Origin of the sequence: Sulfoacidibacillus thermotolerans, from assembly GCF_003144315.1 — a bacterium.
GTDB classification, from domain to species: domain Bacteria; phylum Bacillota; class Bacilli; order Alicyclobacillales; family SLC66; genus Sulfoacidibacillus; species Sulfoacidibacillus thermotolerans.
This window is the reverse complement of the sequence record NZ_MPDK01000003.1, coordinates 1-25228: the sequence shown is the minus strand read 5'-3', so window position 1 is coordinate 25228 and position 25228 is coordinate 1. Positions and strand designations below refer to the sequence as shown.

25 protein-coding genes are annotated in these 25228 nt (G+C 47.1%); 2 read left to right on the top strand and 23 right to left on the bottom strand.

The features are described from left to right. Positions 1-5: 5 nt before the first annotated feature. From BM613_RS02740 to spoIIE, 3 genes are all read right to left on the bottom strand, one after another. Complete coding sequence (locus BM613_RS02740; protein WP_181362849.1) at positions 6-989, bottom strand: protein kinase domain-containing protein; 984 nt, start codon at positions 987-989, stop codon at positions 6-8. After that, positions 979-1725, bottom strand: coding sequence for a VWA domain-containing protein (locus BM613_RS02735; RefSeq protein ID WP_109429646.1), 747 nt, complete (start codon positions 1723-1725; stop codon positions 979-981). The genes BM613_RS02740 and BM613_RS02735 overlap by 11 nt, the downstream gene beginning before the upstream one ends. A gap of 64 nt (positions 1726-1789) precedes the next feature. Further along, positions 1790-4360: a stage II sporulation protein E gene (gene spoIIE / locus BM613_RS02730; RefSeq protein ID WP_181362848.1), complete on the bottom strand. Its 2571-nt coding sequence runs from the start codon at positions 4358-4360 to the stop codon at positions 1790-1792. 234 nt (positions 4361-4594) lie between these two features. On the opposite strand from spoIIE, the gene BM613_RS02725 reads away from it, so the two are divergent. Next, a complete protein-coding gene (locus BM613_RS02725) occupies positions 4595-5035 on the top strand; it encodes a ComE operon protein 2 (protein ID WP_109429644.1) in 441 nt (146 codons plus the stop codon). Between the two features lie 34 nt (positions 5036-5069). Beyond that, the gene (cmpA, locus tag BM613_RS02720) at positions 5070-5192 is read left to right on the top strand and encodes a cortex morphogenetic protein CmpA (RefSeq protein WP_109429643.1); all 123 of its coding nucleotides are present in this window, start codon (positions 5070-5072) and stop codon (positions 5190-5192) included. A 134-nt stretch (positions 5193-5326) separates the two neighbouring features. Here the strand turns inward: cmpA and BM613_RS02715 are convergent, their stop codons facing one another. From BM613_RS02715 to cphA, 20 genes are all read right to left on the bottom strand, one after another. Next, a complete protein-coding gene (locus BM613_RS02715; protein WP_109429642.1) occupies positions 5327-5725 on the bottom strand; it encodes a S1 domain-containing RNA-binding protein in 399 nt (132 codons plus the stop codon). An 80-nt stretch (positions 5726-5805) separates the two neighbouring features. Then, positions 5806-6144, bottom strand: a complete 339-nt coding sequence (locus BM613_RS02710; protein WP_109429641.1) for an FtsB family cell division protein — start codon at positions 6142-6144, stop codon at positions 5806-5808. A gap of 11 nt (positions 6145-6155) precedes the next feature. Then, positions 6156-6782, bottom strand: a complete 627-nt coding sequence (gene yabQ / locus BM613_RS02705; protein ID WP_219930617.1) for a spore cortex biosynthesis protein YabQ — start codon at positions 6780-6782, stop codon at positions 6156-6158. A 12-nt stretch (positions 6783-6794) separates the two neighbouring features. After that, a complete protein-coding gene (gene yabP / locus BM613_RS02700) occupies positions 6795-7187 on the bottom strand; it encodes a sporulation protein YabP (RefSeq protein ID WP_342767150.1) in 393 nt (130 codons plus the stop codon). Beyond that, positions 7180-7485 carry an RNA-binding S4 domain-containing protein gene (locus tag BM613_RS02695; protein WP_109429639.1) on the bottom strand — a complete coding sequence of 102 codons (306 nt, stop codon included), beginning with the start codon at positions 7483-7485 and terminating at the stop codon, positions 7180-7182. Before BM613_RS02695 ends, yabP begins: the two co-directional genes overlap by 8 nt. Then, complete coding sequence (locus BM613_RS02690; protein ID WP_109429638.1) at positions 7486-7758, bottom strand: HU family DNA-binding protein; 273 nt, start codon at positions 7756-7758, stop codon at positions 7486-7488. It abuts the gene before it with no gap. Positions 7759-7790: 32 nt separating this feature from the next. After that, entirely contained in the window at positions 7791-9305 is a 1515-nt protein-coding gene (gene yabN, locus BM613_RS02685) for a bifunctional methyltransferase/pyrophosphohydrolase YabN (RefSeq protein WP_109429637.1), read from the bottom strand. A 30-nt stretch (positions 9306-9335) separates the two neighbouring features. Next, positions 9336-10973, bottom strand: a complete 1638-nt coding sequence (locus BM613_RS02680) for a putative polysaccharide biosynthesis protein (RefSeq protein ID WP_109429636.1) — start codon at positions 10971-10973, stop codon at positions 9336-9338. 134 nt (positions 10974-11107) lie between these two features. Further along, positions 11108-11650: a stage V sporulation protein T gene (spoVT, locus tag BM613_RS02675; RefSeq protein ID WP_109429635.1), complete on the bottom strand. Its 543-nt coding sequence runs from the start codon at positions 11648-11650 to the stop codon at positions 11108-11110. A gap of 164 nt (positions 11651-11814) precedes the next feature. Next, entirely contained in the window at positions 11815-12759 is a 945-nt protein-coding gene (locus tag BM613_RS02670) for a peptidylprolyl isomerase (protein WP_109429634.1), read from the bottom strand. Beyond that, entirely contained in the window at positions 12749-16279 is a 3531-nt protein-coding gene (gene mfd / locus BM613_RS02665) for a transcription-repair coupling factor (RefSeq protein WP_245926216.1), read from the bottom strand. Before mfd ends, BM613_RS02670 begins: the two co-directional genes overlap by 11 nt. A gap of 166 nt (positions 16280-16445) precedes the next feature. Further along, the gene (locus BM613_RS02660; RefSeq protein WP_245926223.1) at positions 16446-16673 is read right to left on the bottom strand and encodes an anti-sigma-F factor Fin; all 228 of its coding nucleotides are present in this window, start codon (positions 16671-16673) and stop codon (positions 16446-16448) included. Between the two features lie 59 nt (positions 16674-16732). Then, positions 16733-17299, bottom strand: a complete 567-nt coding sequence (gene pth / locus BM613_RS02655; protein ID WP_245926215.1) for an aminoacyl-tRNA hydrolase — start codon at positions 17297-17299, stop codon at positions 16733-16735. A gap of 11 nt (positions 17300-17310) precedes the next feature. Then, positions 17311-18258, bottom strand: coding sequence for a ribose-phosphate diphosphokinase (locus BM613_RS02650; RefSeq protein WP_425450679.1), 948 nt, complete (start codon positions 18256-18258; stop codon positions 17311-17313). Positions 18259-18284: 26 nt separating this feature from the next. After that, positions 18285-19667, bottom strand: a complete 1383-nt coding sequence (glmU, locus tag BM613_RS02645) for a bifunctional UDP-N-acetylglucosamine diphosphorylase/glucosamine-1-phosphate N-acetyltransferase GlmU (RefSeq protein WP_109429630.1) — start codon at positions 19665-19667, stop codon at positions 18285-18287. Positions 19668-19840: 173 nt separating this feature from the next. Further along, positions 19841-20125, bottom strand: a complete 285-nt coding sequence (gene spoVG / locus BM613_RS02640) for a septation regulator SpoVG (protein ID WP_109429629.1) — start codon at positions 20123-20125, stop codon at positions 19841-19843. 166 nt (positions 20126-20291) lie between these two features. After that, entirely contained in the window at positions 20292-20678 is a 387-nt protein-coding gene (locus BM613_RS02635) for a RidA family protein (protein WP_109429628.1), read from the bottom strand. A 20-nt stretch (positions 20679-20698) separates the two neighbouring features. Beyond that, the gene (purR, locus tag BM613_RS02630; RefSeq protein ID WP_109429627.1) at positions 20699-21571 is read right to left on the bottom strand and encodes a pur operon repressor; all 873 of its coding nucleotides are present in this window, start codon (positions 21569-21571) and stop codon (positions 20699-20701) included. A 107-nt stretch (positions 21572-21678) separates the two neighbouring features. Further along, the gene (gene ispE / locus BM613_RS02625; protein WP_109429626.1) at positions 21679-22527 is read right to left on the bottom strand and encodes a 4-(cytidine 5'-diphospho)-2-C-methyl-D-erythritol kinase; all 849 of its coding nucleotides are present in this window, start codon (positions 22525-22527) and stop codon (positions 21679-21681) included. An 89-nt stretch (positions 22528-22616) separates the two neighbouring features. After that, the gene (gene cphA, locus BM613_RS02620) at positions 22617-25145 is read right to left on the bottom strand and encodes a cyanophycin synthetase (protein ID WP_109429625.1); all 2529 of its coding nucleotides are present in this window, start codon (positions 25143-25145) and stop codon (positions 22617-22619) included. Positions 25146-25228: the final 83 nt, after the last annotated feature.

Here is a 25228-nt window from a genome sequence, read left to right as displayed (position 1 = left end):
CTAGATTATAAAGTGCCAATCCACCACAATGTACACATAGCGAGCGTAAATGCGATGACAGAGATGAGCAACCCCCAGTCTGTCGCGTCAAACTTGCGGTGTCGGCGCTGCTTGCGGCGCATCGGCAACTGTGCTTTACTCGCATGATCTGGGTTTGTGCGATGTAAGAGTGGTAAAAGAGCTACATAGAGTGATTCTAATTTCATTCCTCCTTGAAGTGGTTCATAGAGTGCTCTCCGCAGTCCTTCATTTCGCCATGGGCCTCGCAATTGTTGATCTAAAAAGGCACTGCGCTCTGCTGGACTTTTCTTTTGCAAGCGATCCAACTCTCCCTTCGCAATGGGGTGGGCCAACTGCAGCCCAAGCATCGCACATGCAAATGCGTCATACGCTTCATCCGCCTTGCGCGTACCGCGGCCCCACCAAGCGCGGTCATAGAGCTCCGTGTATTCTCGTACTGCCTGACCAATCGGTGTCACTCCGCCAAAGTCGACCAATCGTGGACTTGCGCTTTGCCAATCGAATAGTAAATTAGCAGGTTTTACGTCACAAAACGCATAGCCTTGCTGATGCAAAACAGCGATGAGACGCAACATTTTCCATAGACAGACCACAATCCACTGCTCGCCACGCTGCGAGACAAACTGTGTAAGATCCACCCCGTCAATCCATTCCATAAGTAAAACAGGATAAGTTCGTTCCCCTATGCAGACATCTTCTAACTCAAAAAGCTGAGGAACAATGCCTGACGCGCGGATTTTTTCGGTCACTTCTCGCAGATGCTCATACTCTAAAGCAAGTGACGTTGGGTCTTCCCCAATCTTTAAAGCCACTCGTTCCTGCCCTCGCCAAACCAGATAAACTTTCCCGTTCGCACCGCTCCCAAGCAATCGAATGATGCGATAAGTACGGCCTCCCCACTGACCATGCAAGGTCATCCCTGGTGCCAGATCGGGGAAGGCCGCTTGCGTTCGCAAATTAAACGACATAGTGGCGCATACGTCCTTCTTCATCATCAGCCTTTCTTACCGCCGACGTTGTAGACGTATTCCCTGATAACTCGCGAAGTGCACGAACAGCCAGTTGCAGTGCAGGACCAGTTGGCGTGTTCCCCGCTGTTCGCATCGCACCCACCGCATCCGCAACACTCTCACCCTCCATGCGAAGCATCTGCGCATCTTCCCCTGACACCCCAGGATAAGTCACTACTACAAGCCGATGACTTCCTCCGCGTGCAGCAAGTCCAAATTCCAAATCGCGAATCGCTTCTCTGACCGAGGCCATCTTACTTGTCATGCTCGCAGAGACATCGACAACTAAGGCGATCTGGAGTTCCACCTCTTCAGTACCAGTCTCAACCATCCGCGCAACTTTTGTCCGTAGGTCAGGGGGTAATGCCGTTTGATCTTGACCCATAATCTGTCGCAATTCTTTGTTTACAACCTGTTGTAGGGTCAACTGCATCGTCCGTTGTGTCACCATTTGCATCGTGTGCGATAAATCTGCCGCTCGAATAATTCGACACATCCCACCTCCCGCCTGTGCGATGTTTTCTGCTTCTCGCTGCCCCTGTTCACCAAGTGCACCATCGTCTAAAATGCCGATGACGCTGACTGTGACGCCCTGTTCACGAGCGGTTTGCGCCACATAGACAGGATCCGTACCGACATTAGAACATCCATCTGTAATAAGTAAAATTTGCTTTAACGTAACTTCTGTCCACACGCGCGATCACTCCTCGCAAAACGGGTTAACGGCTAGTATTCCCTTTTTGCGAGAACTCTATTCTCTAAACCTGAACGAGTTGTCGGTGTCGTTCAGAAGACTTTGGTCGATTACGATCCTTTTTACTTCGTATCGTAGGTAAATCTGGCAAACGAATCGTAGACCATTCTGGTCTAAATTTTTCAATTTTCGCACAAAGAATAGTCATATCGTCCTTAATCACACCTCCTGCCGCCCGAACACTCGACTCTAACAAGAGATCAGCCACAATTTGCGGATCTTCAGAATCAAAACGTTCCAATTGTCTCTGAATCCATCCATCTGGATCTTGTAAATGCGAGACAGCCTCTACTACCCCATCCGACATGAAAATCACGATATCTCCCTCAGCGAGAGACACATGTTGCGTTTGAACCTCAATATCTGTAAGAATTCCAATCGGAATGCTTTGCCCATGTAGAACCTGCACACGTTTGCCCTGCTTGATATAGCTCGGCACAGAACCCACTTTTAAGAATTCAGTTTGCGCTGTAAATAGATCTACGATCGCTAAATCAAGGGTGGCATACATTTCTTGATCTGTGCGTAAGAGCAGTGCCGAATTCACGGTTTTAATCGCTAGAGTTTCATCAAAACCCGCTTTTAGCACCTGCTGGACGATAGATACCGCTGCACTTGATTCACTATGCGCTCGCTCACCATTGCCCATTCCATCACTAAGAGCAAGCGCGAAACGCCCGTTGCCTACGTCGACCACATTAAAGAAATCTCCACTCTGGAGTGTCCCATCTTTTGCTGCGCTGGCATACCCAGAACTGACTTGAAACCGTTTGGCTGAAGCTAATGTTACAACTTGATAAGAACCATCAGGAGAAGGGTCTGTCTTTTTCACTGTAATCGTCTCGCCGAGTACTTCAGACAGTAGGGGTGCAATCAGTTTTCCACACTCATCGTGTCCTGATGGGTGCATCTGCAAGACTTCAATCTCCACCTTTCCTTCTTCCAACGAGATAATATCTACTCCTTGTACCTCTAGTCCTAGCTTCTCTAATGTCGCCATAATCTGTGCTTCTTGTTTGCGACTCGTCCCTTCTTCGCGTTTAATTTCTTGAGCTAAATCACGCATAATCGCTCCGACTCCAACGAGTTGTGATGCTACTAATTGCCTACTTTCACGCACCTGACGCAGCAGTACATGTTCTCTGGCCGCCATGATCTCTGCGCGCTTTAAAGCCGGTAAGATGCGATCTAGTTTGATGCAGCGACTATAAAAGGGTTTCGGGACATTTTGCAAACTTAGATCACCGTCTTTCTCCAACTGCTGCAGTGCCTCTCTAAATTCGGCAAGCGTGTGATCAGGCTCCCTTTGCCAGCATCGTTCAAAGCGTCGACAAGACATGCAGATTTCATTTTTGCTCAATTCAATGGCATGTTCTGATTTATCCTCAAGATGTTTGGGAGTTTCAATCGCACTTGCAAAAGAGGCGCCTAGTTCTGAAAAAACTGTAGCCACCTCCTCGATGCGACTCGTCATCATGGCCTTAATGCGACGCACATGCTCCTGTTGACGCAACGTATGATCGGCAGTTCCAGGTGTAACACGAGCTAGAGCTGCAAATAACGATTTTGGCGTAAGATAAAACAATAAGACCGCGAAAGCAGACAACCATATACTCTGCCAAGCTTGCGCTGGATGTGCAGAATAGAGCGCTAGTACAGCAGATCCAACAAGAAAACCTACCCCACTGAAAAATCGCTTGCCCTCACGCAACAAGCCTGCTAATACACCAGCGAAACCAAGCACTCCGATCAAGGGACTCATGGTTAAGGTCCCAAGCGAAAGGATCACCCCTGTAACAATTCCAACAGTACCCCCAATGCCAGCTCCACCTACTGCCGCGAAAAGCACCACTAGATAACGCGCAAACAGCCCTTCCAATGAAATTCCATGAATTTCAACTCCTTGTAATCCGGTCATCAATGAGGCCAGTAAAATGACTAGCCCGATTACCTCATCAGTCTGCCACTGTTTTTTTGCCCGTGCAGCAGTTAATAAAGGGGGGAGTTGAAGGAACATAAGAGTCAAGAGGAATGCCAATACTCCATCCACAATTGCCATCCCAACAGAGAATAGATCGAGATGAGAGGTCGGCAACACAAAACCAATGCGAAATCCCGCATCGACTGCAAATACGAGAAACGGAATTGCATGAACATCCACTCGATCCCAGCGTGTGAAAAAGTACATCAGGAAGCGATAACTTACCAGCATCGCGAGAAGCAAGATGGGATTCGCCCCTGCCGACATCGCAGATAACGAACCTAATAACAACCCGATCCCGACAGACCATGAAGTCCCCTTGCGCATGTGGAGAGACACTGCGTAGCCAGCCAGTGCAAATGGCGTTAACGTATTGAGAATCACCGCCCGTCCCATCAAATACCCCCCCACAAGGGCAAGCAATAAATACCTCGCCCGAAGCAGAAATTGTCCAAATGAACTGGGTGTTGATTGTGAGAAATCAACCTGTGGAGGCATTCCATGCGAACGCGAATCCGACGTTGCAGACACCAAATGAATGGAAGGACGATGTCCGTATCCCATCCGACGTTTTTGTTTACTCTTTGAATGCATAAATTCGCACCACCCGGTCATAGGATAATAGAATAGCTTTATTGTAGATGGACCGAGCAGCGAAGTTTGTCAAAGCCTGTTCTTCGTACCTATAAATTTACCGACAAAATGACCATCGTTTCGCAAGAAAAAGCCAGAAATCGCGTGAATAACAGTTTCCCATTGCGAGCTTTCGCGTTTTTAGGGATACTAAGAATCGACATTCATTGAATTTACGAAGTAAAGGGAGAGCTCATGAGAAAACCGTGGGATGAGTATTTTATGGAGATGGCAAAGCTCGTTGCGATGCGCAGTACTTGCAATCGCAAACAAGTAGGTGCAATGATTGTACGTGAGAAGCGAATCATTTCTTCTGGATACAATGGCAGTGTTTCTGGAGATGTGCACTGTCTCGACGTCGGCTGTAAAGTAGTTGATGGTCACTGCATCCGAACTGTGCACGCAGAGAGTAACGCCATTTTGCAATGCGCGAAATTTGGCGTTAGCACACGTGGTGCAGAGCTTTACGTCACGCATTTCCCCTGTTTACAATGCACAAAACAGATCATTCAAGCGGGCATTGCAAAAGTGATTTACGGGGAAGAGTACCACGTCGATCCCTATGCGCTTGAATTATTTGCACAAGCCAACGTAACCCTTGTCCACTTGGGGCATTTATCTGATCACGGCGTATAGTAAAGTATCCATGTTTCACAAGGGGATGCTCATTATGCCGAATTGGCTTAAAAACCAACTCCTGCGGGCGTTTCGCGATGGAGATAAGCGTTCTGTGCTCATGTTAAACCGTGTGTATTATAAATATCGGCGCACCACGCAGAATGACCCTACTTGATCAAATGCAATATGAAGAAGCGCCGATAACTAGTCGGCGCTTCTTCATGCTAATATCACATAAAATGGAATATAGTCCTAAAGCTCTTTCGCAGGTCCATCAAACTGGGCCAGTTACTCAGCACTTCTAGGGCACTAACTTCTCCGACCGCCTCTACCTCCACGCTTTGACTCGCTGCGTTTAAGCGCTTGCAATCGGTCTTCACTGTCTTTCATAAATCGCAACATCTTATCTTCAAAAGTCTGCCTACCGCCCATGCGCTCATTGTTACGCGGTCGATGTGACCGCTGTGGTGCAGGATTATCAATCGCTTGACGAATAGAAAGTCCGATCTTTCCATTGTCAACATTGATCACTTTCACCGTCACGGGATCGTTGACTTTCAAATGTTCATTGATGTCGCGCACATACGAATCCGCAATTTCTGAGATGTGAACGAGACCAGTTTCCCCACCCGGCAATAATACAAAGGCGCCAAAATGAGTAATCCCTGTCACCTTACCTTCCAATTTGCTGCCCAGTTCAATCGACATAAAAGCGAAAGAGCCCCCTCTTTACATCACATCTATATTACAGATTATAGCGGAGCGTTGAAAAATGTGTCAAGGAGAACTCAATTCGTCGGAGGCGGAGTGGTTGAAAAGAGAATGTCGCCATGTTGAATCAAGTTATACTTGCGTTCTGCAAGCTGAGCGATGTACTGATAAGAATGCAACGCCTGAATTTGCGCAGTAAGCCGCTTAGATTCTTGATCGGCGCTGTATACTTGCTGTGTCACTTTTGCTTTCATCGCCGCCTCCTGAAGCAAGAGCGGACGTTGTACGAAGAAGTAAGTATAAGCTCCCCAGACCACAAAGGCAAGAACAATCACATGGCGCAGTTTAAAGGGAAACTTATGTCTTACACGCTGCTTCTCCATGTGCACAACTTTCGTTGAAACGCCTTGTTCCATACCAACTACTCCTATGTCTCGTCTTCATCATCCTCATCAGTCGACGTGGCTCCATGCAGCCATTTACTGATGAGTTTTTTATATTTATTCGCCAATGACCTTGCCTTATCCTTCCCTTTTCTCCACCATGGCCGCACAATTTTTTTCAATCCACGGAAACTAAGCCTCAGTACCATCCCTAGTTTCCCCAGCGGCCAAACAATGATCACTTCAAGAATACGCAGCCCTTGATCGAAAAAGCGAAGCAGCGTAATCAGGATTTTAAAAAGATAGACAAAGGGCATCACCACAACGGCGACAAATACGCGGTAAATAAATCGCACGATAGAATAGACCACGCGAACGACAAGACGTGTACTAGCCACTACAAGAGGATGTGCAATTTTATAATAAATCAGCCATCCAAGAGTTAGTAAAACAAAAACCACAAGCCGCACATCCCCATCATTTGCGCCAAGCAGTAGGGTAAATACAAAAATCAGCGCAAATACCCAAAATAAAAAGTCGAGGAGCGCTGAGTAAATACGCAGAAAGCGCCATTCTTTGATACAAGTGCGGTAGATGTCGTAGACTGCGCCAAGCGCCGCTCCTGCGGCGCTCATGAGTATTGCAGTGGCGTACTGAGCTTGAAGTTCCATACTCATCCCCGGTTATTTAAAGATTTTGCCTAAAAAACCCTTAGCCTTGTGCGCAGCACTAAACCCTTCATCAAAATAAACAAAATCGAAGATGGCTCCTTCAATGGACACTAATCCATTCTCAAGACTAAGCGCTTTAATGTGCAAGTTGTCACCGCGAATCGCCAGCATACCACTCGTTGTTTGCAAGACAAATTCCCGCACATCAAACGATTCGATATTGAGAACCCCTGTGACTTCTGCGTATTGGCGATTAATGACCAAAATCTGATGCTTATCCAATTCTCTTCGTTGTCGTTCGTCTGGCAAGGTGCTGCCACCTCCCGTAAAGGTTAAAGCCTGTACCACTTGATACAACACCATATGGCTTTTGTGCGCTAAATAGAACAAGGACGATCTAGTCATCTAGATCGTCCTCGTCCTCTTCGTCAGAATCTTCCCGTGAAGATCGGCGCTTTTCATCTTGCAAAACGGTATACAATTCAAGAACATTTTCTTTACGGATTTGTTCAACAATCTGATCGATGCGAACGGTCAAGATGCGTTGCCCAAAACGGATGACGAGCGTATCGCCCACATTCACCTCTGTTCCTGCCTTCGCTACTCGACCATTGACTTCTACACGTCCACTATCACATATTTCTTTAGCTAAGGTCCTGCGTTTAATGAGCCGCGAGACCTTAAGAAACTTATCCACTCGCATTTACTTTGTCACGTCTTTGAGTTTATTCCCTGGTTTAAAGGCAGGTACAAGGGACTCTGGAATGGAAATCACTTCACCCGTTTGCGGATTGCGACCACTGCGAGCAGCTCGTTTGCGCGTCTCAAAAGTGCCAAAGCCAATCAATTGTACTTTGTCCCCTTCTGCTAACGCCTCCGAGATAGACTCCAACATGGCGTTAATTGCAATTTCCACATCTTTTTTCCGCAATTGCGTTTTGTCAACGACCTTATTGATGAGGTCAACCTTGTTCATGAAACCACATGCCCCTTTCAAAGGCGTTATTTTCAATGGTCACTATTCGTGAAGGGATGAGGGAACTCCTGCCGCAGCGACACCTTTTCTTTCGCATTTTGCCAAAATTCCTCGAGAATATCAAGGGTTGCGTCAGAAAATGACCATTTTCTTGCTTGCAATTGCTGTTCAACGCCATAAAATCTGTCGCGAAATTTTGCATTGGCAGATTGCAATGCTTTTTCCGGATCGATCCCTAAGTGTCTAGCAACATTTACGACGGAAAAAAGTAGATCCCCTAACTCATTTTCCTGCTCTGCAGGAGACTCTGTTTGCCGTAACTCATTGAGTTCTTCGTGAACTTTATCTAGCGCCCCCTGAACATCAGGCCAATCAAAACCAACTTCAGCAGCTTTTTGTTGCAGCTTGACACTCTCTCGTAAAGGAGGTTGTGTTCGCTTAACACGCGCTAAAATAGACAGGTCTTCTTCTTTTTCACCCTCACCTGCTCGCGCCTTCTCTTCTTGCTTTATTCGTTCCCAATTTGCCATGACCGCTTTCACATCAGCAGCAGTACTCTCACCAAAGACGTGAGGGTGGCGCCGAATCAGCTTTTCTGAGAGCGTACGCACAACATCGCGCGCATTAAAATACCCTTCTTCACTACCGATTTGACTATGGAGAGTGACTTGTAACAACAAGTCTCCTAATTCCCCTACCAAGTCCTCCATATCTTCTCTATGAATTGCATCGACCACTTCATACGCTTCTTCCAAGACATAGGGGACTAATGACGCGTGTGTTTGTTCTATATCCCAAGGACAACCTTCTGGTGAACGAAGTTTTTCTACAATTTCTAGAAGTACTGACCATTCCCCTAATCGTTCTGGTTGCTCCGTGACAGGCGGAACATAGACCGTTGTCAAATGATCAATAAACGAAACACGATCGAGCTCATAGAGCGGAATTTGGAGCACTCGCTCATCTTCTAGCCCTACAGCACGAACAACCGTAACAAGATATTCATCCGTGTATACTTCAGATAAACCGATTTTGACATCTGCAGCCTTTTCTTGGTTGTACATCTGTACAATGACCGTGTGCATTCGCGGATTTAGACGCGAAGGAGTAACATCACTCGCATCGATAAAGAGAAGGCCTTCGATCGGATCTATGCCAAGGCGCAACAACACATCGTCCAGAAAACTATGCCCTGATCCGTAAAGAAGGGTATGTCCTAACGACTCTGCCGACTTCGCCAAAAGACCCACTGTGCGTTCTGCAATCGCAGGATGACCAGGCACTGCGTAAATCAGATGACTTTTTTCCGTTGCCTGAGCAAAGAGATACTCTGCCATCGACTCATAGACCTTGGCAAATGTTTCTGACTGCTCATAAAATCGATCCAGCGCTTCATAGACAACTCCCTGCTGATCCAAAAATGAGACCACTGGATGACGCGCTGTACGCAAATAGACGGGATGGCCTGACTGCATCCGCTGCAATGTACCATAGGGGAGACCTGCTACTGAACCCGGCCCTAGCCCCACAATCTCGATTACTCCCATGAAAATCCCCCATGTTCCTCATTCCACGATTTACTCTTCAGTCAGCAATCGAAAACGGCGAAAAATACGGACAAGTGGAATCCCGATTTTTGGCATAGCGCTCAATTCCGCAGCGGTTACAGAGCCTACTACCACAAGCATCATTCCATATACGCCTATCCCTACGCCTACACCAATTGCCATTGCAAAGAAAGCATCAATGCGCGGCGGCAAGTGAAGAGCAAGTTGCTGCCACTGCCGATAAGAAGCGTATGTAAACGCCCCCATCACAAACGTAGCCACTGCTGGTTTCCAAAGAATTTTACGCAGAGCAAGCGAGTGGCCGATGCGTCTGCGCAAACTCATAAAGTTCATGCCAGCAGCTACAGTATAACTCACCGTAGTTGCCATCGCTGCTCCGTCTATGCCAAACCGCGGAACTAAAACAAAGTTTAATGCAATTTTTAAGAGCGTGCCAATCAATAAGCTCCGCAAGGGAATATACACGGCACCAAGACCTTGTAAACTTGCTGCCATAGCAATTTGTATACTACTAAAAAAAGTCGCAGCACCAAGAATTTGAATGGTATGATACCCAGCTGCATCGCGAAATAGAGCAATATCGATCGGCTTTCCGAGAATGAACAAACCAGCGGCAGCGGGTAAGGAAAAGAGAATCGCCACACGCATGCCAAGTAGAATACGCGTCGAAGTGTCATTGGCTTGCTGTAAGGCGTTCGCCTGTGAAACCGATGGCATCAGCGCCGTCCCAATTGAGCTAGCCAGAGCAGCTGGCAACATCATGAGTTTGAAAGCGCGACCTGCTAGTAAACCAAAATCACGAGTCGCCGCCACCTGAGACACGCCATGTTCCTTGAGTAAATTCGTCACTGTTAACGCATCTACATTACTCGTTAGGGGAATGACTAAAGCTCCTAAACTCACAGGAATCGCATAATAGAGAAGCCGACGCAATATCTGTAAAGTTCCTAACCGCGTATGTGTCTGTGAGGAGGGAAAAGAGACTGATGCATTTTTTCCTTCCCCTAAATTTCGATACCGCCAAAAATAGTACACCATCACAAAAAAACCAGCCACCCCACCACTCGCAGCCCCAAAAGCGGCGGCAGCGGCGGCCACAGCATCGCCAAAGCCATAGTGCAAGACAACATACGCTCCGATGAGGATAGTCGCTACACGCACCAACTGTTCTACCACTTGAGAGACAGCGGTCGGATTCATCATCTGCCATCCTTGAAAATAGCCACGCATAGTACTCATCGCAGGAACGATAAAGAGCGCGGGCGCGATTGCTTGAATCGCATAAACAGCCTTAGGATCGCCTGATATCCGCGCGAAAAATCCCGCAGACGCATAAAGTCCAGCCGCACATAAAAATCCGACTACCGCCAACACAGAAAAAGATACGCGATAAATCTTTTTTGCAGAAGACAAGTCACCAAGAGCAGTAAACTCACTTACGTATTTTGAAACCGCCACTGGGAATCCTGCTGTGGACACGATCAGCAAAGTGGCATAAATGGGGTACGCCATTTGATAGAGACCCATTCCGCGATCTCCAATTACATTTTGCAAAAGCACCGTATACACGGATCCAAGTAGTTTAGAGATCATCGCAGCAATACCTAATACAAGTGCTCCACGCAAGAACGTTTTACTTGAAGACACAAAAAATCCGCCCCTGTCCAAGTGCCGATATATGACGATTATACGGGGACAGGACGAGACTTATACGAGTTTTAAAGTAACAAACAAGGGGCACAGAAATTGCGCCCCTTATCTATGAGTCCTAATGTACCCGATTATTGATCCATTTGCTTTGAAAGGAATCCTGCTGCCGTCTCGGCCAATTTGAGTTCCAGTTCGCCCATTTTTGTGTTTTCATCGCGGGCAACCAATGCAATGCTGCCAATAGGATCGCCATTATAAATAATGGGGACAATAACTCGAGAACCGACATGCTCCCACTTATCCCTTACAATTTGAATATCACCAGAAGTGGTAGACACGCTCGTCTTGCGATCCTCCATGACTTTTTCCAGATCAGGACCCACAGGTTTTTCTAGATACTCTTTCTTCGAGGGACCTGCTGTCGCGATAATTGTATCGCGATCGGTAATAATGGTGATATGTCCAAGCGTTTCATTGAGCGATTCCGCATATTCTTTAGCAAATTCGCCCAATTCGCCGATGGGTGAATATTTCTTTAAAATCACTTCCCCATCTCGATCCACAAAGATTTCTAATGGATCTCCCTCACGAATCCGCAACGTCCTGCGAATTTCTTTTGGGATGACAACTCTTCCTAAGTCGTCAATCCTCCTCACAATACCCGTGGCCTTCACATTGACACGCCTCACTTTCTGTTAAGACGGTTACTTCTGACGCCTGACCTTATCTTGTCCGATTCGGTGGATATTTACCAAACAAATCGCCGTTATTTAATGGAAAATGGGACTCTGCAACTTCCTTGGGCAGAGTCCCATTTCAAGTACATACAGCGAGTTATTTATAAGTTGACCTTGATATTTGCTTTGCTTTGTAACTCGGTTAAAAGCGGTGGCAGTAATTTTTGCTCTTGTTGAGTGGTTAACTGCTGTAAAATCGAAGCTTGCACTTGACTAAACGGTTCCGTCTTTCGCGAGATCACTTCCATCACATGATAGCCAAACCGCGATTTAAACGGGTCACCAATCACACCGATCGGCTGCGTCATTGCATGCTTAGCAAAGGAGGGTACCCAGTTTGCCGGACTCTGATTTTGGTAGAGCCCCCCATCATTTTTCGATCCTGGATCGATCGAGTATTCCTTAGCCAATTTATCCCAACTGCCACCATTTCGCAATTCCGTCGCAATCTTTTGTGCGAGCGGCAATGATTTTACCAGAATGTGACGAACGGTCACCGTCGTGAATTGTTCGAGATTTTGATTGTAGTATTGCTGTTGCTCAGAAAGCGGAACTGTTTTCACAAGTGTTCCAGCATACTTGTCCAATAGGAGTCCAGCCTTAATAAATTCCGCCAGATCTGCATCCGTCAAATTCAATTGCTGCATTTTTGAATCAAATGCCGATGCCGATCCACCGTATTGCGACTGAATCCAATACTGTTTGGCAGCTAATAACTGCTGTGCAACTTGACTTTGTGGCACGCTCACGCCAGCTTGCTTTTCTTTTTGTGCAAGCAACCGAAAATAGAGCACGTACTGTTGTACAATTTGCGTTTTGATCGCATTTGTAATACTTAATTTCGGATTTGTCAATTCCTCAATTTTCACTTGCTTGTCCAATTGGGAAGCCGTAACCGTCCCCCCATTGTATGTGGCAACAACAGTCGAACCGCTAGGCGCTGCTCCAGATGTTTGTGTCCCGCACCCAGCCAGTGTTACGACAAATGCTGCAGAAGTAAAGGCAAGCAACACGCGTTTAACGCGTGAGTTTTTCTTACTGTACATTTTGTAATTCCTCCTGTTTATTCAACAACTTCCCAATTTGTTCTAAAATGCGCAAAATCATCTGCAGTAAATCCTGATCGCTAATGCCACGCCCTTCAACGACTAAAATGTAGAGACCATCATTTGATTGCATCCCCATGCGCTTTGGATACAGTTGAATGAGCTCATATACCGCTGCTCCAGTCAAACCACGAGGAGCATTGGCAGACAAAGAAATATGGACATCGGTTCCTTTTTTCACGATTGAAACGAGTTCATAGCGAATTGCATACGCACGAATTCGAGCGACTGCAACCAGATTCTCTACTTGAAGCGGTAAGGACCCATAGCGATCTTCAATTTCTTCCCGCAGATCATCGACTTCCTCAGGTGTACGACAGGCAACAAATTTTTTATACAATTCCACTTTCTGAGCCGGTTCAGGTACGTAAGTATCAGGCAAAAATGCATCCACTGTAATTTCTACTGTAGGATCAACCTTTTCTTCGACCTTCTCTCCACGCAATTCGCGGACAGCCTGCGCCAACATTTCCGTATACATATCAAAGCCAACAGACCCAATATGACCATGCTGCTCTGCGCCAAGTATATTCCCCGCCCCGCGGATGGCAAGATCGCGCATGGCAATTTTAAATCCACTCCCAAGCTCAGTGAATTCCTTAATTGCCTGAAGTCGCTTTTCTGCAACCTCGGACAGCGCTTTATCAGGTTGATAGGTGAAATACGCATACGCAATGCGATTGGATCGCCCTACCCGTCCTCGCAACTGATATAACTGCGACAACCCCATGCGATCCGCGTGAAATACAATCAACGTATTGACATTGGGAATATCAAGCCCTGTCTCAATGATCGTCGTAGAAACGAGAACATCCGTTTCACCTTGCAGAAAATCGAGCATGACCCGCTCGAGTTCATCTTCCGGCATTTGTCCATGCCCAATCGCAACTCGTGCTTCAGGTACTAAGCGAACCACGCGATCAGCAATCGCTTGGATGTTGTTCACTTGATTATAAAGAACATAGACCTGACCTCCCCGCCCGAGTTCTCGTTCAATCGCCTCGCGCAGGAGTCCATCACTATACTCTACCACATACGTCTGAACGGGGAAACGATTCTCAGGTGGCGTTTCGATGACAGACAGATCCCGTACGCCCACCATCGACATATGAAGTGTGCGCGGAATAGGTGTTGCAGTCAAAGTTAAGCAGTCGACATTCGCGCGCAATTGTTTGAGTTTTTCTTTATGTGTAACGCCAAAACGCTGTTCTTCATCAACCACTAACAATCCGAGATCTTTAAACTTAATGTTTTTTTGCAATAGTCGATGAGTGCCAATCACAATATCAATCGTCCCATTGGCAAGTCCTTCGACTATTTTAGCGCTCTCTGCTTTTGAGCGAAAGCGACTTAGCACCTCAATCGTAACTGGAAACCCTGCAAATCGCTCGCGAAACGTTTCAAAATGTTGTTGTGCCAAAATCGTCGTTGGCACAAGTACAGCCACCTGTTTCCCATCAAACACCGCTTTCGACGCAGCGCGAATTGCCACCTCAGTCTTTCCGTATCCGACATCCCCACACAACAAGCGATCCATAGGTCGCGATCGCTCCATATCACGCTTAATTTCTTGAATTGCGCGCAACTGATCTGGCGTCTCCTCATAGGCGAACATCGACTCAAAGTCACGTTGCCATTCCGTATCTGGCTTAAACGCATGTCCTGGCGTCGATTCTCTCTTTGCATATAACTTAATCAAATCTTCCGCGATATCGCGTACTGACTTTTGTACTTTATTTTTGGTACGCACCCAATCAGATCCGCCTAGGTGATGGACACGAGGCTCTTTCTCTTCACTGCCTAAATATTTTTGAATCAAGTGGATCTGATCTACCGGCACATATAACTTATCGTTGCCTGCATAGCGCAAATGAAGATAATCGCGATGCACCCCACCGATTTCGAGTGTTTCGATCCCCATGTACTTTCCAATTCCGTGACTCACATGAACAACATAATCACCAACATGTAAATCTTGATAGCTCTTAATGCGCGCCGCTTCAGAAGCATCCGAACGGATTTTACGCGCTCTCTTGCGATTCACAAACACCTCATTTTCAGTGATCACAACCAGGTGAGCCATCGGTAATTCAAAGCCGCTCGATAAGCTTCCAAGAATAAGCATAGGTCGTTCCGCCATTGGGTCAAATTGACTGCGACGCTCTACTTCAATTGAAAAATCTTCTAATACACGCAGTAAACGATCCGCGCGCTCCTCATTGGCAGCGAGAAAAACAATATGCTGATGTGTTTTTTGAAAACGATTCAGTTCAGTCTTTAACATTGGAAGCTGACCATGAAAAGGTTGCATCGTCCGCATTGTAAAATTAGCGATCTGCGCTCCTGAGACTCCTGCCACTTGGCGTGGAAAGAGATTGACAAATAGCTGACGCTGCGCATTTGTATGAAAGATCGATTCTACGTGGACAGCGTCGACCATCCCTGGCAAAATCTCTCCGTGCTCAAGTGCAGCGGTCGTCCATTCTGCTTCTTCGCGCGCCACTCGCTCCATTGTCTCGCGCAACCGCGATGGTTCATCATAAACCAGCAGAGCATTGTGCGCGATATAATCCTGAAAAACATAATGATCCTGGTAAAAACGGTTGACATAGCGCACAAGGCCCGGAAAGTGAATCCCTTCACGCAAGCGCAAAATGTCATTCCCCACATGACGGCGTAAGTTTTCCGCGACGTCAGGAGACTGAAGTTTAGATAAATGACGATGTAATTCCTCTTCCACTCGATCTGCCACGAGTACCATTTGTTCATGGTCTGCGATCATCTCGCGCGCCGGCCATATTGTAGTCTGTGCAATCTGATCGCTCGAACGCTGCGTCTCCACATCAAATAAACGAATCGAGTCAATCTCCTCATCAAACCACTCAAAACGCAAGGCTGAGCCAAAGAGCGGGTACACATCGACAATGCCCCCACGAACACTGAATTGACCTCGCGCATCTACTAGCTCTGCCCGCTCATAACCAAGTGTACCTAAATTCCGAACCACTTCTTGCAGCGGAAATTCTTGCCCCCGCGCAAGTGAAAGTGCATGTTTTGCAAGCGCTACTTTAGGCAAGGTCGACTGTCGCAGCCCGCGAATCGTCGTGACAACCACCTTCGCCTGCCCTTGATGCAAAGCGACAAGTGCCTCCATTCGCAACGCCGCAAGTTCAGGACTATAGGCAATCAGGTCACTGTGTGACAATTCCCGCTCTGGAAATAGATAAATCGGCCAGTCACCTAGCCACTCACTCAATTCCGTAACGATCGCCTCGGCGGTTTGCATAGAATGCGTGACAATGACCATTGGATCTTCTGCCATTGCCAGTGACGCATACAGCAAATGACGCGCCGACCCTGCAAGGCCCGCAACAATTTGTTGCGCGCCTGATTTCTTCAACCGCTCTCGCAGTTGAACCATATCATCAATAGTAGAGAAATATCGTACAATTTCCCGCAAATTACCTCACCCCGGATCTACAAACCTCTCTCTGTATCGCCAAAAAGGCCTTTGCATCAAGCAAAAGGCCTGTCATCCAACGCATCGGTTTACACTCTGTCGCAACTTTCTATGTCCAATCGAGGACTTCCAACGTCGCCAACCATTCAAATTCACTGAGCCACCTTTACTGTAGCGGGGTATGCGCCAAGAACAACTGAGGGTTGTCGCGCAGCGCCGTTTCACAGTACTCACACACGGTCTTGACATACGCCGTGTGCAAAACTTCATTCACACTTATGATATCGGCTCGCTCTTCAGGCGTCAAAATCCAAAAGCCCAGATGATCTAACTCCGAGGGATTGGCTTCAATTTGCCCGAGAACCGAATTGCAGTATTTACAATAATAAACCATTTTCACTGCGAACACCCCACAATTTACATCGTCTCTCCGTATTATGGGGTGTTCGCACATTAATTAAACGCGTTCATTACGATCGGAAAAGGCGTATTGCAAAACGCAAGCGCCGCCTTCGCGCTGTATTCAACTGCTAAAGCGATTTGCGCATGTTCAACTTTGGAAAAACGAGATAACACGTAATCGACTACCGCGACATCCGCTGGAGGATGACCGATCCCAACGCGAATTCGCGGAAATTCCTCCGTACCAAGATGCCAAATGATTGATTTGACACCATTATGCCCACCGGCACTGCCCTTTTCGCGCAAACGAACTTTTCCTATTGGCAGATCCATATCATCGTAAATGACTAGCAACTGTTCACTGAGACGATCGAGCTTTAGATAATCCACAGCCGCTCTGATCGCTTCACCACTTACATTCATATATGTTTGTGGACGCATTAAGTAGACGCGTTCTCCTTCTACCATACTCTCAGCAACCAGTGAACGCCACTTTTCTTTTGCAGACACGATCCCTAGTGATTGCGCAAGCGAATCAATCACCATAAACCCCACATTATGCCTCGTTTTTTCATATTCCTTCCCAGGGTTGCCTAGGCCGACAATCAATTTAGACAACTGGCTCCACCTCAATCGAAAAGTTCGCTAATCGAGCGCATTTCATGGACGCGCAAAATTGCCTCCGCGATGATCTTAGCGACAGAAAGCACGACCAGTTTATCAATTTTTTTCTCTTCTTTAAGTGCAATCGTATTTGTCACAACTACCTCTTTAATCGGCGAAGCTGCAAGTCGCTCAATTGCAGGATCTGAAAGCACAGCGTGTGTACAACATGCGTATACTTCTTTGGCACCATGTGAAAGCAGCGCTTCTGCACCGAGCGTAATCGTCCCTGCAGTATCAATCATGTCATCGATCAAAATCGCCGTACGCCCGCGAATATCGCCGATAATATTCATTACTTCTGCAACATTTGGCTCAGGGCGCCGCTTATCAATAATCGCAATATTCGCCCCCAAGCGCTCAGCAAACTGACGCGCACGTGTCACTCCACCCAAATCAGGAGAAACGACGACAATATCTTGCAAATTTTTCTCAAGAAAGTAATCTGCTAAAATTGGCATGCCAAACAAATGATCGAGTGGAACATTAAAAAATCCTTGGATTTGTCCAGCGTGTAAGTCCATACAAATCACACGTGAAACACCGGCTGTTTGAATTAAATCGGCAATGAGTTTCGCTGTGATTGGATCCCTCGCGCGGGCTTTACGATCTTGTCTGGCATACCCATAATAAGGGATGACTACGTTGATACTCTGGGCGGAAGCTCGCTTTAGTGCATCAACCGTAATCAACAATTCCATCAAGTGTTCATTCACTGGCGCTGAAGTCGGTTGGACGACGTATACCTGATATCCGCGAACACTTTCTCCAAGTTTTACCTGCACCTCCCCATCGCGAAAGCGTGTGATTTGACAATGTCCAAGGTCAATGCCTATTTCTGCGGCAATTTCTTTCGCTAATTCGGGGTTTGCATTCCCTGTGATCAGCTTTAACTTTGAATCTCCATTTGTCACTCTTGTCACCATCCAATTGTCATTGCTTAATCTGCACTCTTTTGTTGTAACTTCATGCGCAAACCTCTGGCATATCCTTTTTTCGTCGTCTGACGCTCGCGTGCAATCGCAAAATCATCTTGCGCAAGATCATCTGTAATCGTTGACCCGGTCGCTACATAAACTCCTTCACCAAGCATGAGCGGTGCAATCAAATTGACATTGGAACCAATGAAACTGTCATTGCCAATCATCGTCTTGTGTTTCTGATAACCATCGTAATTGACCGTGACAACTCCACAACCCACATTCACACGCTCGCCAATTTCACTGTCACCAACATAGGCCAAATGACTTACTTTTGTCCCAGACCCTAGAATCGAGTTTTTTATCTCCACAAAATCTCCCACTTTAACACCTGGACCAATCTGACTACCTGGTCGAATATAAGCAAAAGGACCAATCGAAGCCGACTCTTGCACTTCACTTTGCAGAATAACCGAAGACGTAATGTGTACGGCATCGGCTATCTTCGCGTCGACCAGTCGTACATTAGGTCCAATCATGCAGTCTTCTCCTATATAGGTGTTTCCTTCCACTATACATCCTGGCAATAGTGTCGTATCTCGGCCAATGTACACATCAGCCCCTATATACGTTGTCGCTGGGTCTATGATGGTCACTCCATTTTGCATATGGCGCAAAAGCAGCCTTCGTCGCATACGCGCTTCAACTGCAGCTAGCTGCACGCGATCGTTGACATTAGCGATATCGTCTGGATCAGAAACGACAACCGGACGCACAGTTCCCTGATGGGCACGAATATGTTGAATACAATCCGTCAACAAATACTCACCTTGTGCATTGTTCGCAGTCAATTCACGAAGTGCCATGAGTAAGTCAGGCGTTTGAAAGGCATAAATCCCGCTATTTACTTCCTGCACTTTTTTTTCATCATCTGTCGCGTCTTTCTCTTCAACAATGCGGACCACATCGCCTTGTTCATCGCGAATAATCCGTCCATATGCGTATGGATCTTCCACTTTTGCCGTCAACACGGTTGTAGCATGTGACGTTTCTGCTTCACCGATTAGACGTTCAATTTCTTCATGTCGCAAGAGTGGGCAGTCACCGTATAACACCACAGTGATGCTGTCTGGATCAAGATACGGAGCAACCTGTTGCACCGCATGGCCTGTCCCCAACTGTTCTCGTTGTTGTACATAGGTCACTCGATCTTGCAATACTTCACGAACCTGTTCTTCTAGTCGCCCTACGACAACGAATAAGCGGTCAAATCCGACCGCCTCCATCTGTTCAACAATATGCGCAATCATAGGTTTTCCACATACAGAGTGAACCACTTTATGACGTTTTGAATTCATTCGCTTTCCGAGTCCAGCCGCCAATACTACCCCAATTTTTTTCATGACGTGAACCTCCCGTCATCAATCTCTCTCCCGTCGCTTCATGCGTATCCACTATACATGAAATCAACAGAAGCTTTCAATCGCCAGATTGTGCGAGTAAGTACAGACGGCAAAAAAACCGTCACTTCTTTAAACAGAAGTAACGGCTTTTTTCGTCCTCTAGGAACAACTGCTCAATCGCCTGAAGCAGCTACAGAATGCGGTTCTTCTAAACGAAAATACTGATCTAAAACAGCATCCTGAATTCGTTGGCGTACAGCTGATGAGATCGGATGAGCAATATCCCGAAAATCTCCATCAGGCGTCCTTTTGCTAGGCATTGCGACAAACATGCCCGCGTTTCCATCGATGACGCGGATGTCGTGAATGACAAACTCATCGTCAAAGGTGATAGAAGCGATGGCCTTCATTCTTCCTTCCGCAGAAACCCTACGTACTCTTACGTCTGTAATCTGCATCCTTATCACCCCGCAGAATTCTCGTGAATCATCCGATCAGCGCACGCACATATCGCCCTCTGATGCTTCGTCACACGTTGTATCTGACAGAGTTATTCCACATGGTTTGTCTAATTCCTGCTTAACCAACCGAAAAGTTTAGAATTTATCAACGACATTCACTTTTCTATTCTTCGCCCAAGGCAATTAACTCGATTTCCACCTTAGCATCCCGCGGCAAACGTGCCACTTGAACCGTTGAACGAGCCGGCCGATGGGTTCCGAATGCCTCTGCATAAACCTCATTTACAACTCCAAAATCGTTTAAGTCGCTCACAAATACCGTCGTTTTTACGACGCGATCTAAAGAAGAGCCTGCTGCTGCAAGGACAGCACGCAAATTTGCAAACACTTGGCGAGTTTGAACTGCAGCGTCCCCTTGCACAAGTTCCCCAGTTGCAGTCAGAGGAATCTGCCCCGAAGTGTAGATCATATTGCCTACCTTGATGGCCTGCGCATAAGGTCCAATCGCTGCCGGTGCTTGATCAGAATGAACCACCTGTAACTTTTGCATGTTACCTTTCCCCTTTTAAATTATTTGAACTCTGTTTGATCTCGCGGTTTTTCGTCGACTGTAGGTACAAGTCGTTCAGGATTTCCAAGTAAATAACTCCCCGGTTGAATCACGACGCGATGTCTACTTTCATCAACCTCAGTCAAGGTTAAAAGCGAAATATAGTTTGACACGAGCTTTTCTTCCGGCTCTGCGGTTTCCATAAACACTCCAGTTCCCACAACCACCGCATCAAATTCGCTCATCAAACCCGTCATTGCCTTCACAGTTCCTCCAGCTTTCATAAAATCATCGATAATGAGCACGCGAGCTCCCTGCTTAATCGATCGCTTCGATAAAGACATCGTCTGAATCCGACGATCTGAACCAGACACGTAATTAACGCTCACAGAAGACCCTTCTGTCACACGGTGGTCCCTGCGCGCGACAACAAATGGCCGATGAAGATATTGCGCCGTCATCACCGTCAGTGGAATTCCTTTCGTCTCAACGGTCAATACAAGGTCTGGTGCCATAGGAGCAAAAATCTTCGCAAACATCTTCCCTGCCATACGCAAGACATCTGGCTCTGCTAACACATCACTCATATACAGATATCCACCAGGCAAAATGCGATCGCCTTGACTCAACCGTAAAATCGCTCGCTCCAGAAATTCTCTCGCTTTTGTCCATGCGACATCCACTTCAAAAAGAACTCCGCCTGACGCTCCCATTTGCGTCCGCAAGGTTCCTTCCCCATCTTCTTCCATGACATCACGAATGATCGCTAAGTCTTCACTTAGAGAGGACTTTGCTGCCTCTAGCTGATCTGCCATTTCGGTCAGAGAAAGTGGTTCTCCGGGGTGATTCATGAGCGTACGTGTCAGTCGCACAATCCTTTCACTTCTGCGCATCTCCGCTCTCCCCCTGTTCATTCTCATAAAGCCATCTTTCTACATATCGAATCGACTATAGCACTCCGGCAAAAGCACTCGCAACCATTCGATACAATTCATCTCAATTAACAAGTTTGGCACAAGTATACTTCTTTCAATGTGGCGCGCATGGTGTTATAAGCGCGCCGCGCACGTTGTTCGCGCTCAAACAAACCAAACACCGTTGGACCGCTACCAGACATCAGTGTGACTTGTGAACCCAGCCGAATCAGTTGTTCTTTCACTTTTGCCGTTTCAGGATAAAGCGCTGAACAGACTGGCTCTAACACATTTCCCGCCGCCTTTGCAACAGCTACAACGTCTTCACTTCGCAACGCATCCATCATCTCTTTTGCGCGTGGATGGTGAGCAATCGCTTGAACATCCAAAGCATGATAAATTTCCGCTGTAGATACTGCAACTGGCGGTTTCGCGAGAACAACCCAAAAAGCGGGACGAAGCGCTACTGGCTCAACACGCTCACCGCGACCGCGCACGACAGCTGTCCCCCCATAAATGCAAAAAGGTACATCTGAGCCCACTTCTTCACCAATCCGACTCAGTTCCTCAAAATTTAATCGCAATTGCCACAAGTGATTCAACCCACGCAACACAGCGGCCGCGTCAGCAGATCCCCCAGCTAATCCAGCCGCAACGGGAATGCGCTTATCGATGTCAATTTCGACTCCACGCCGAATCCCCACGTGATTTCTCAACGCTTCAGCTGCCTTATAGGCTAAATTACGTTCATCCGTCGGTATATATGGCGCACTGGAGCGAATCACAATTTGCTGATCTTGCCGGGGAGTAAGTGAGAGATAGTCACAAAAATCCACAGTTTGCATGACCATCTCAACTTCGTGATACCCATCTGGACGCTTATATAAAACATCAAGTGTCAGATTGATTTTCGCGCGGGCCTTCTCAAATATCATCGTACAATCGCCCCTAAGATACTATAACATGAAATGCCCCGCGTGGGCCGCAGGGCGTTGTATACAAGTCAAAACCACTGTTTAACCTACTACATCGCAGAGATTGCCGCAACTGGTTTTAAATCCGGAAGCGCATAGACCTCCTGCCCACCCTGTTCTAACAATACGTCTCGAATCCCTTGCAGGTGCTCATGAAACATGAGTATAAGTGGTTCATCGGGATAGAGCTGAAGAATCTTTCGCAACGCTTCGCGTTCGTCATACTCTACATGCACAGGCATTTCTGGCGCAACTTTGCGAATCTCAGAAACTAGAAGTGCCGCCACTTCTCCGCGCTCACGTCCGCGGGTATCTAAATCCTCTTTCACCACTAAGGGCCCAAAATATTTTACTGCCATACGCGCTGCTTCCGCTAAAACCGCATCGTCACGGTCTCCTGGAAATCCAATGACAGCAGGAACTTTTTTGCCCATTAAACGACTCGTCATTTCCCCTATTACGCGCACTCCATCGGGATTGTGCCCATAATCAGAAATGACGTATCTCCCCGAAGGCATGCGAAAAATGTTGATGCGGCCAGGATTGTGAAGATCTGAGCGAAACTGCGTGAGAGCAAGTGCACACTGCTTTCTTGAAATGTTCAGATGGCGCGCCGCGGCAATTGCACACAATGCATTGGCGACATGGAATAAAGCCGTCCCCTGTAACGTAATTGGAAAATCTTGAATGCGCGCAATTTTCCATTCCAATGCACCAGCAGCTTCAATCATCCACCCCTCGCGAACATAATACGCCTGTCCACCACAAGCCAAATGACGAGTGATCATCGGGTTGGAACTCGCTGTACTGACAAATATCACCTTGCTTTTGAGTCGTTGCGCTAATTTTACTAATTCTGGATCATCCGCTGATAGTACTACCGCTCCATCACTCTTTTTCACACATTCAGCAACTAATGCTTTCACATGCAAAATATCTTCAAGCGTTTGCAACCCATCTTGACCAATGTGATCCATGGCCACATTGGTCACAATGCCAACATCTGCTACGTCATAAGCAAGACCCCCACGTATGATGCCACCGCGGGCGGTTTCAAGTACTGCTACATCTACAGTAGGATCTGAAAGAACAAGTTCGGCACTTTGCGGACCTGTTGTGTCACCTGATAGCACTCGTTCATCTCCGATATATACACCTTCTGTAGATGTCATTCCGACATGATAACCAGCATAGCGTAAAATGTGGCGAATCATTCGCGTTGTAGTCGTTTTGCCATTTGTCCCTGTAATACTGATGATTGGCACACGAGCAGTCGTACCTTTTGGGTACATTGATTCTAAAATTGCTGCCCCCACATCACGCGCAGCACCCTGACTTGGATAGTGATGCATGCGAATGCCAGGAGCTGCATTCACCTCGATAATGACTGCATGATCCGCATCGCGCGGATTTTGAATATCCGGGACAATCAGATCTACTCCACATACGTCTAAACCAATCGTTCGCGCAGCACGGATCGCCATCTGTGCGAAAACAGGGTGAACTTGATCCGTGCAATCCACCGCAATTCCACCTGTGCTAAGGTTCGCACTATCACGTAATAACACCATTTCTCCACGTGCCGGAATTTCATCAAGTGTGCGCTTTTGCAAGTGCAAAAAACGTTGAACGACTTCATCCACCGCAATTTTCGTCAAAGGCTTCTCATGATCATCCCCACGCTCTGGTTGTGCATTGACTAAGTCAATGAGTTCTCGAATCGTATGCTCTCCATCACCCATCACATGCGCTGGAATTCGCTCTGCCGCCGCTACGAATTGTTCTCCCACAACAAGCAAACGATACTGTCGACCTGGCGCGTACTCCTCTATAATTACGGGCGCAGAATCATATGCAGCAAATGCAAATGCATCTTCCAGCAGTTCTAGTGTATCAATATGCGTTGACACACCACGCCCTTGACATCCGTCAAATGGCTTGACAACAACCGTGGTGTTTAGTTGTGAAAAAGCGTGCCGTGCTTCTTCCAACGTCTTTACTACCCTACCACGTGGTACGCGGATTCCCGCTTGCTGTAACAACTGCTTTGTCAACGCTTTGTCACTCGCAATGTCTACTGCAATTCCTGACGTCGAATGCGTCATCGTCGCTTGAACGTACTTCCGATAGCGTCCCGTTCCAAGACGAACCAAACTTCCTGCAATGCGCCGTACTGGGATGTTACGCCGCTGTGCTGCCTCCACAATCGCTGCTGTACTCGGTCCTAAGTCGTAGATGCCGCGCAGTCGCTGCGCTTCTTCTAGAACCGACTGCAGCGGAAAATCAAGGCCTTTACAACACGCATCAACAAGCTTTACCGCCTCTTCAAGCAAATAGCGCGCAGGTTCCTCAGTCTCAAATTCAATCACCACATCATACAGTCCGGGTCGACCTGCATTTCTCGTCTTCCCAAAGTTCGCCCTATAACCGACTCGTGTCAATAGTTCGAGTGTCACATGTTCGATCACATGGCCGATATACGTGCCTCCATACAAACGTTCTACAAATCCACCTGGACGCCCCATGCCACAATGATGATCATAGAGTCCAGGACACATTTGGAGCTGTCTCTTATACAACTCTACCGCTGCCCACGACTAGCAGGGATGAGACCCGAGTGATACGCCCACACTCAACAAAAACAAACCCAACCGATAACACA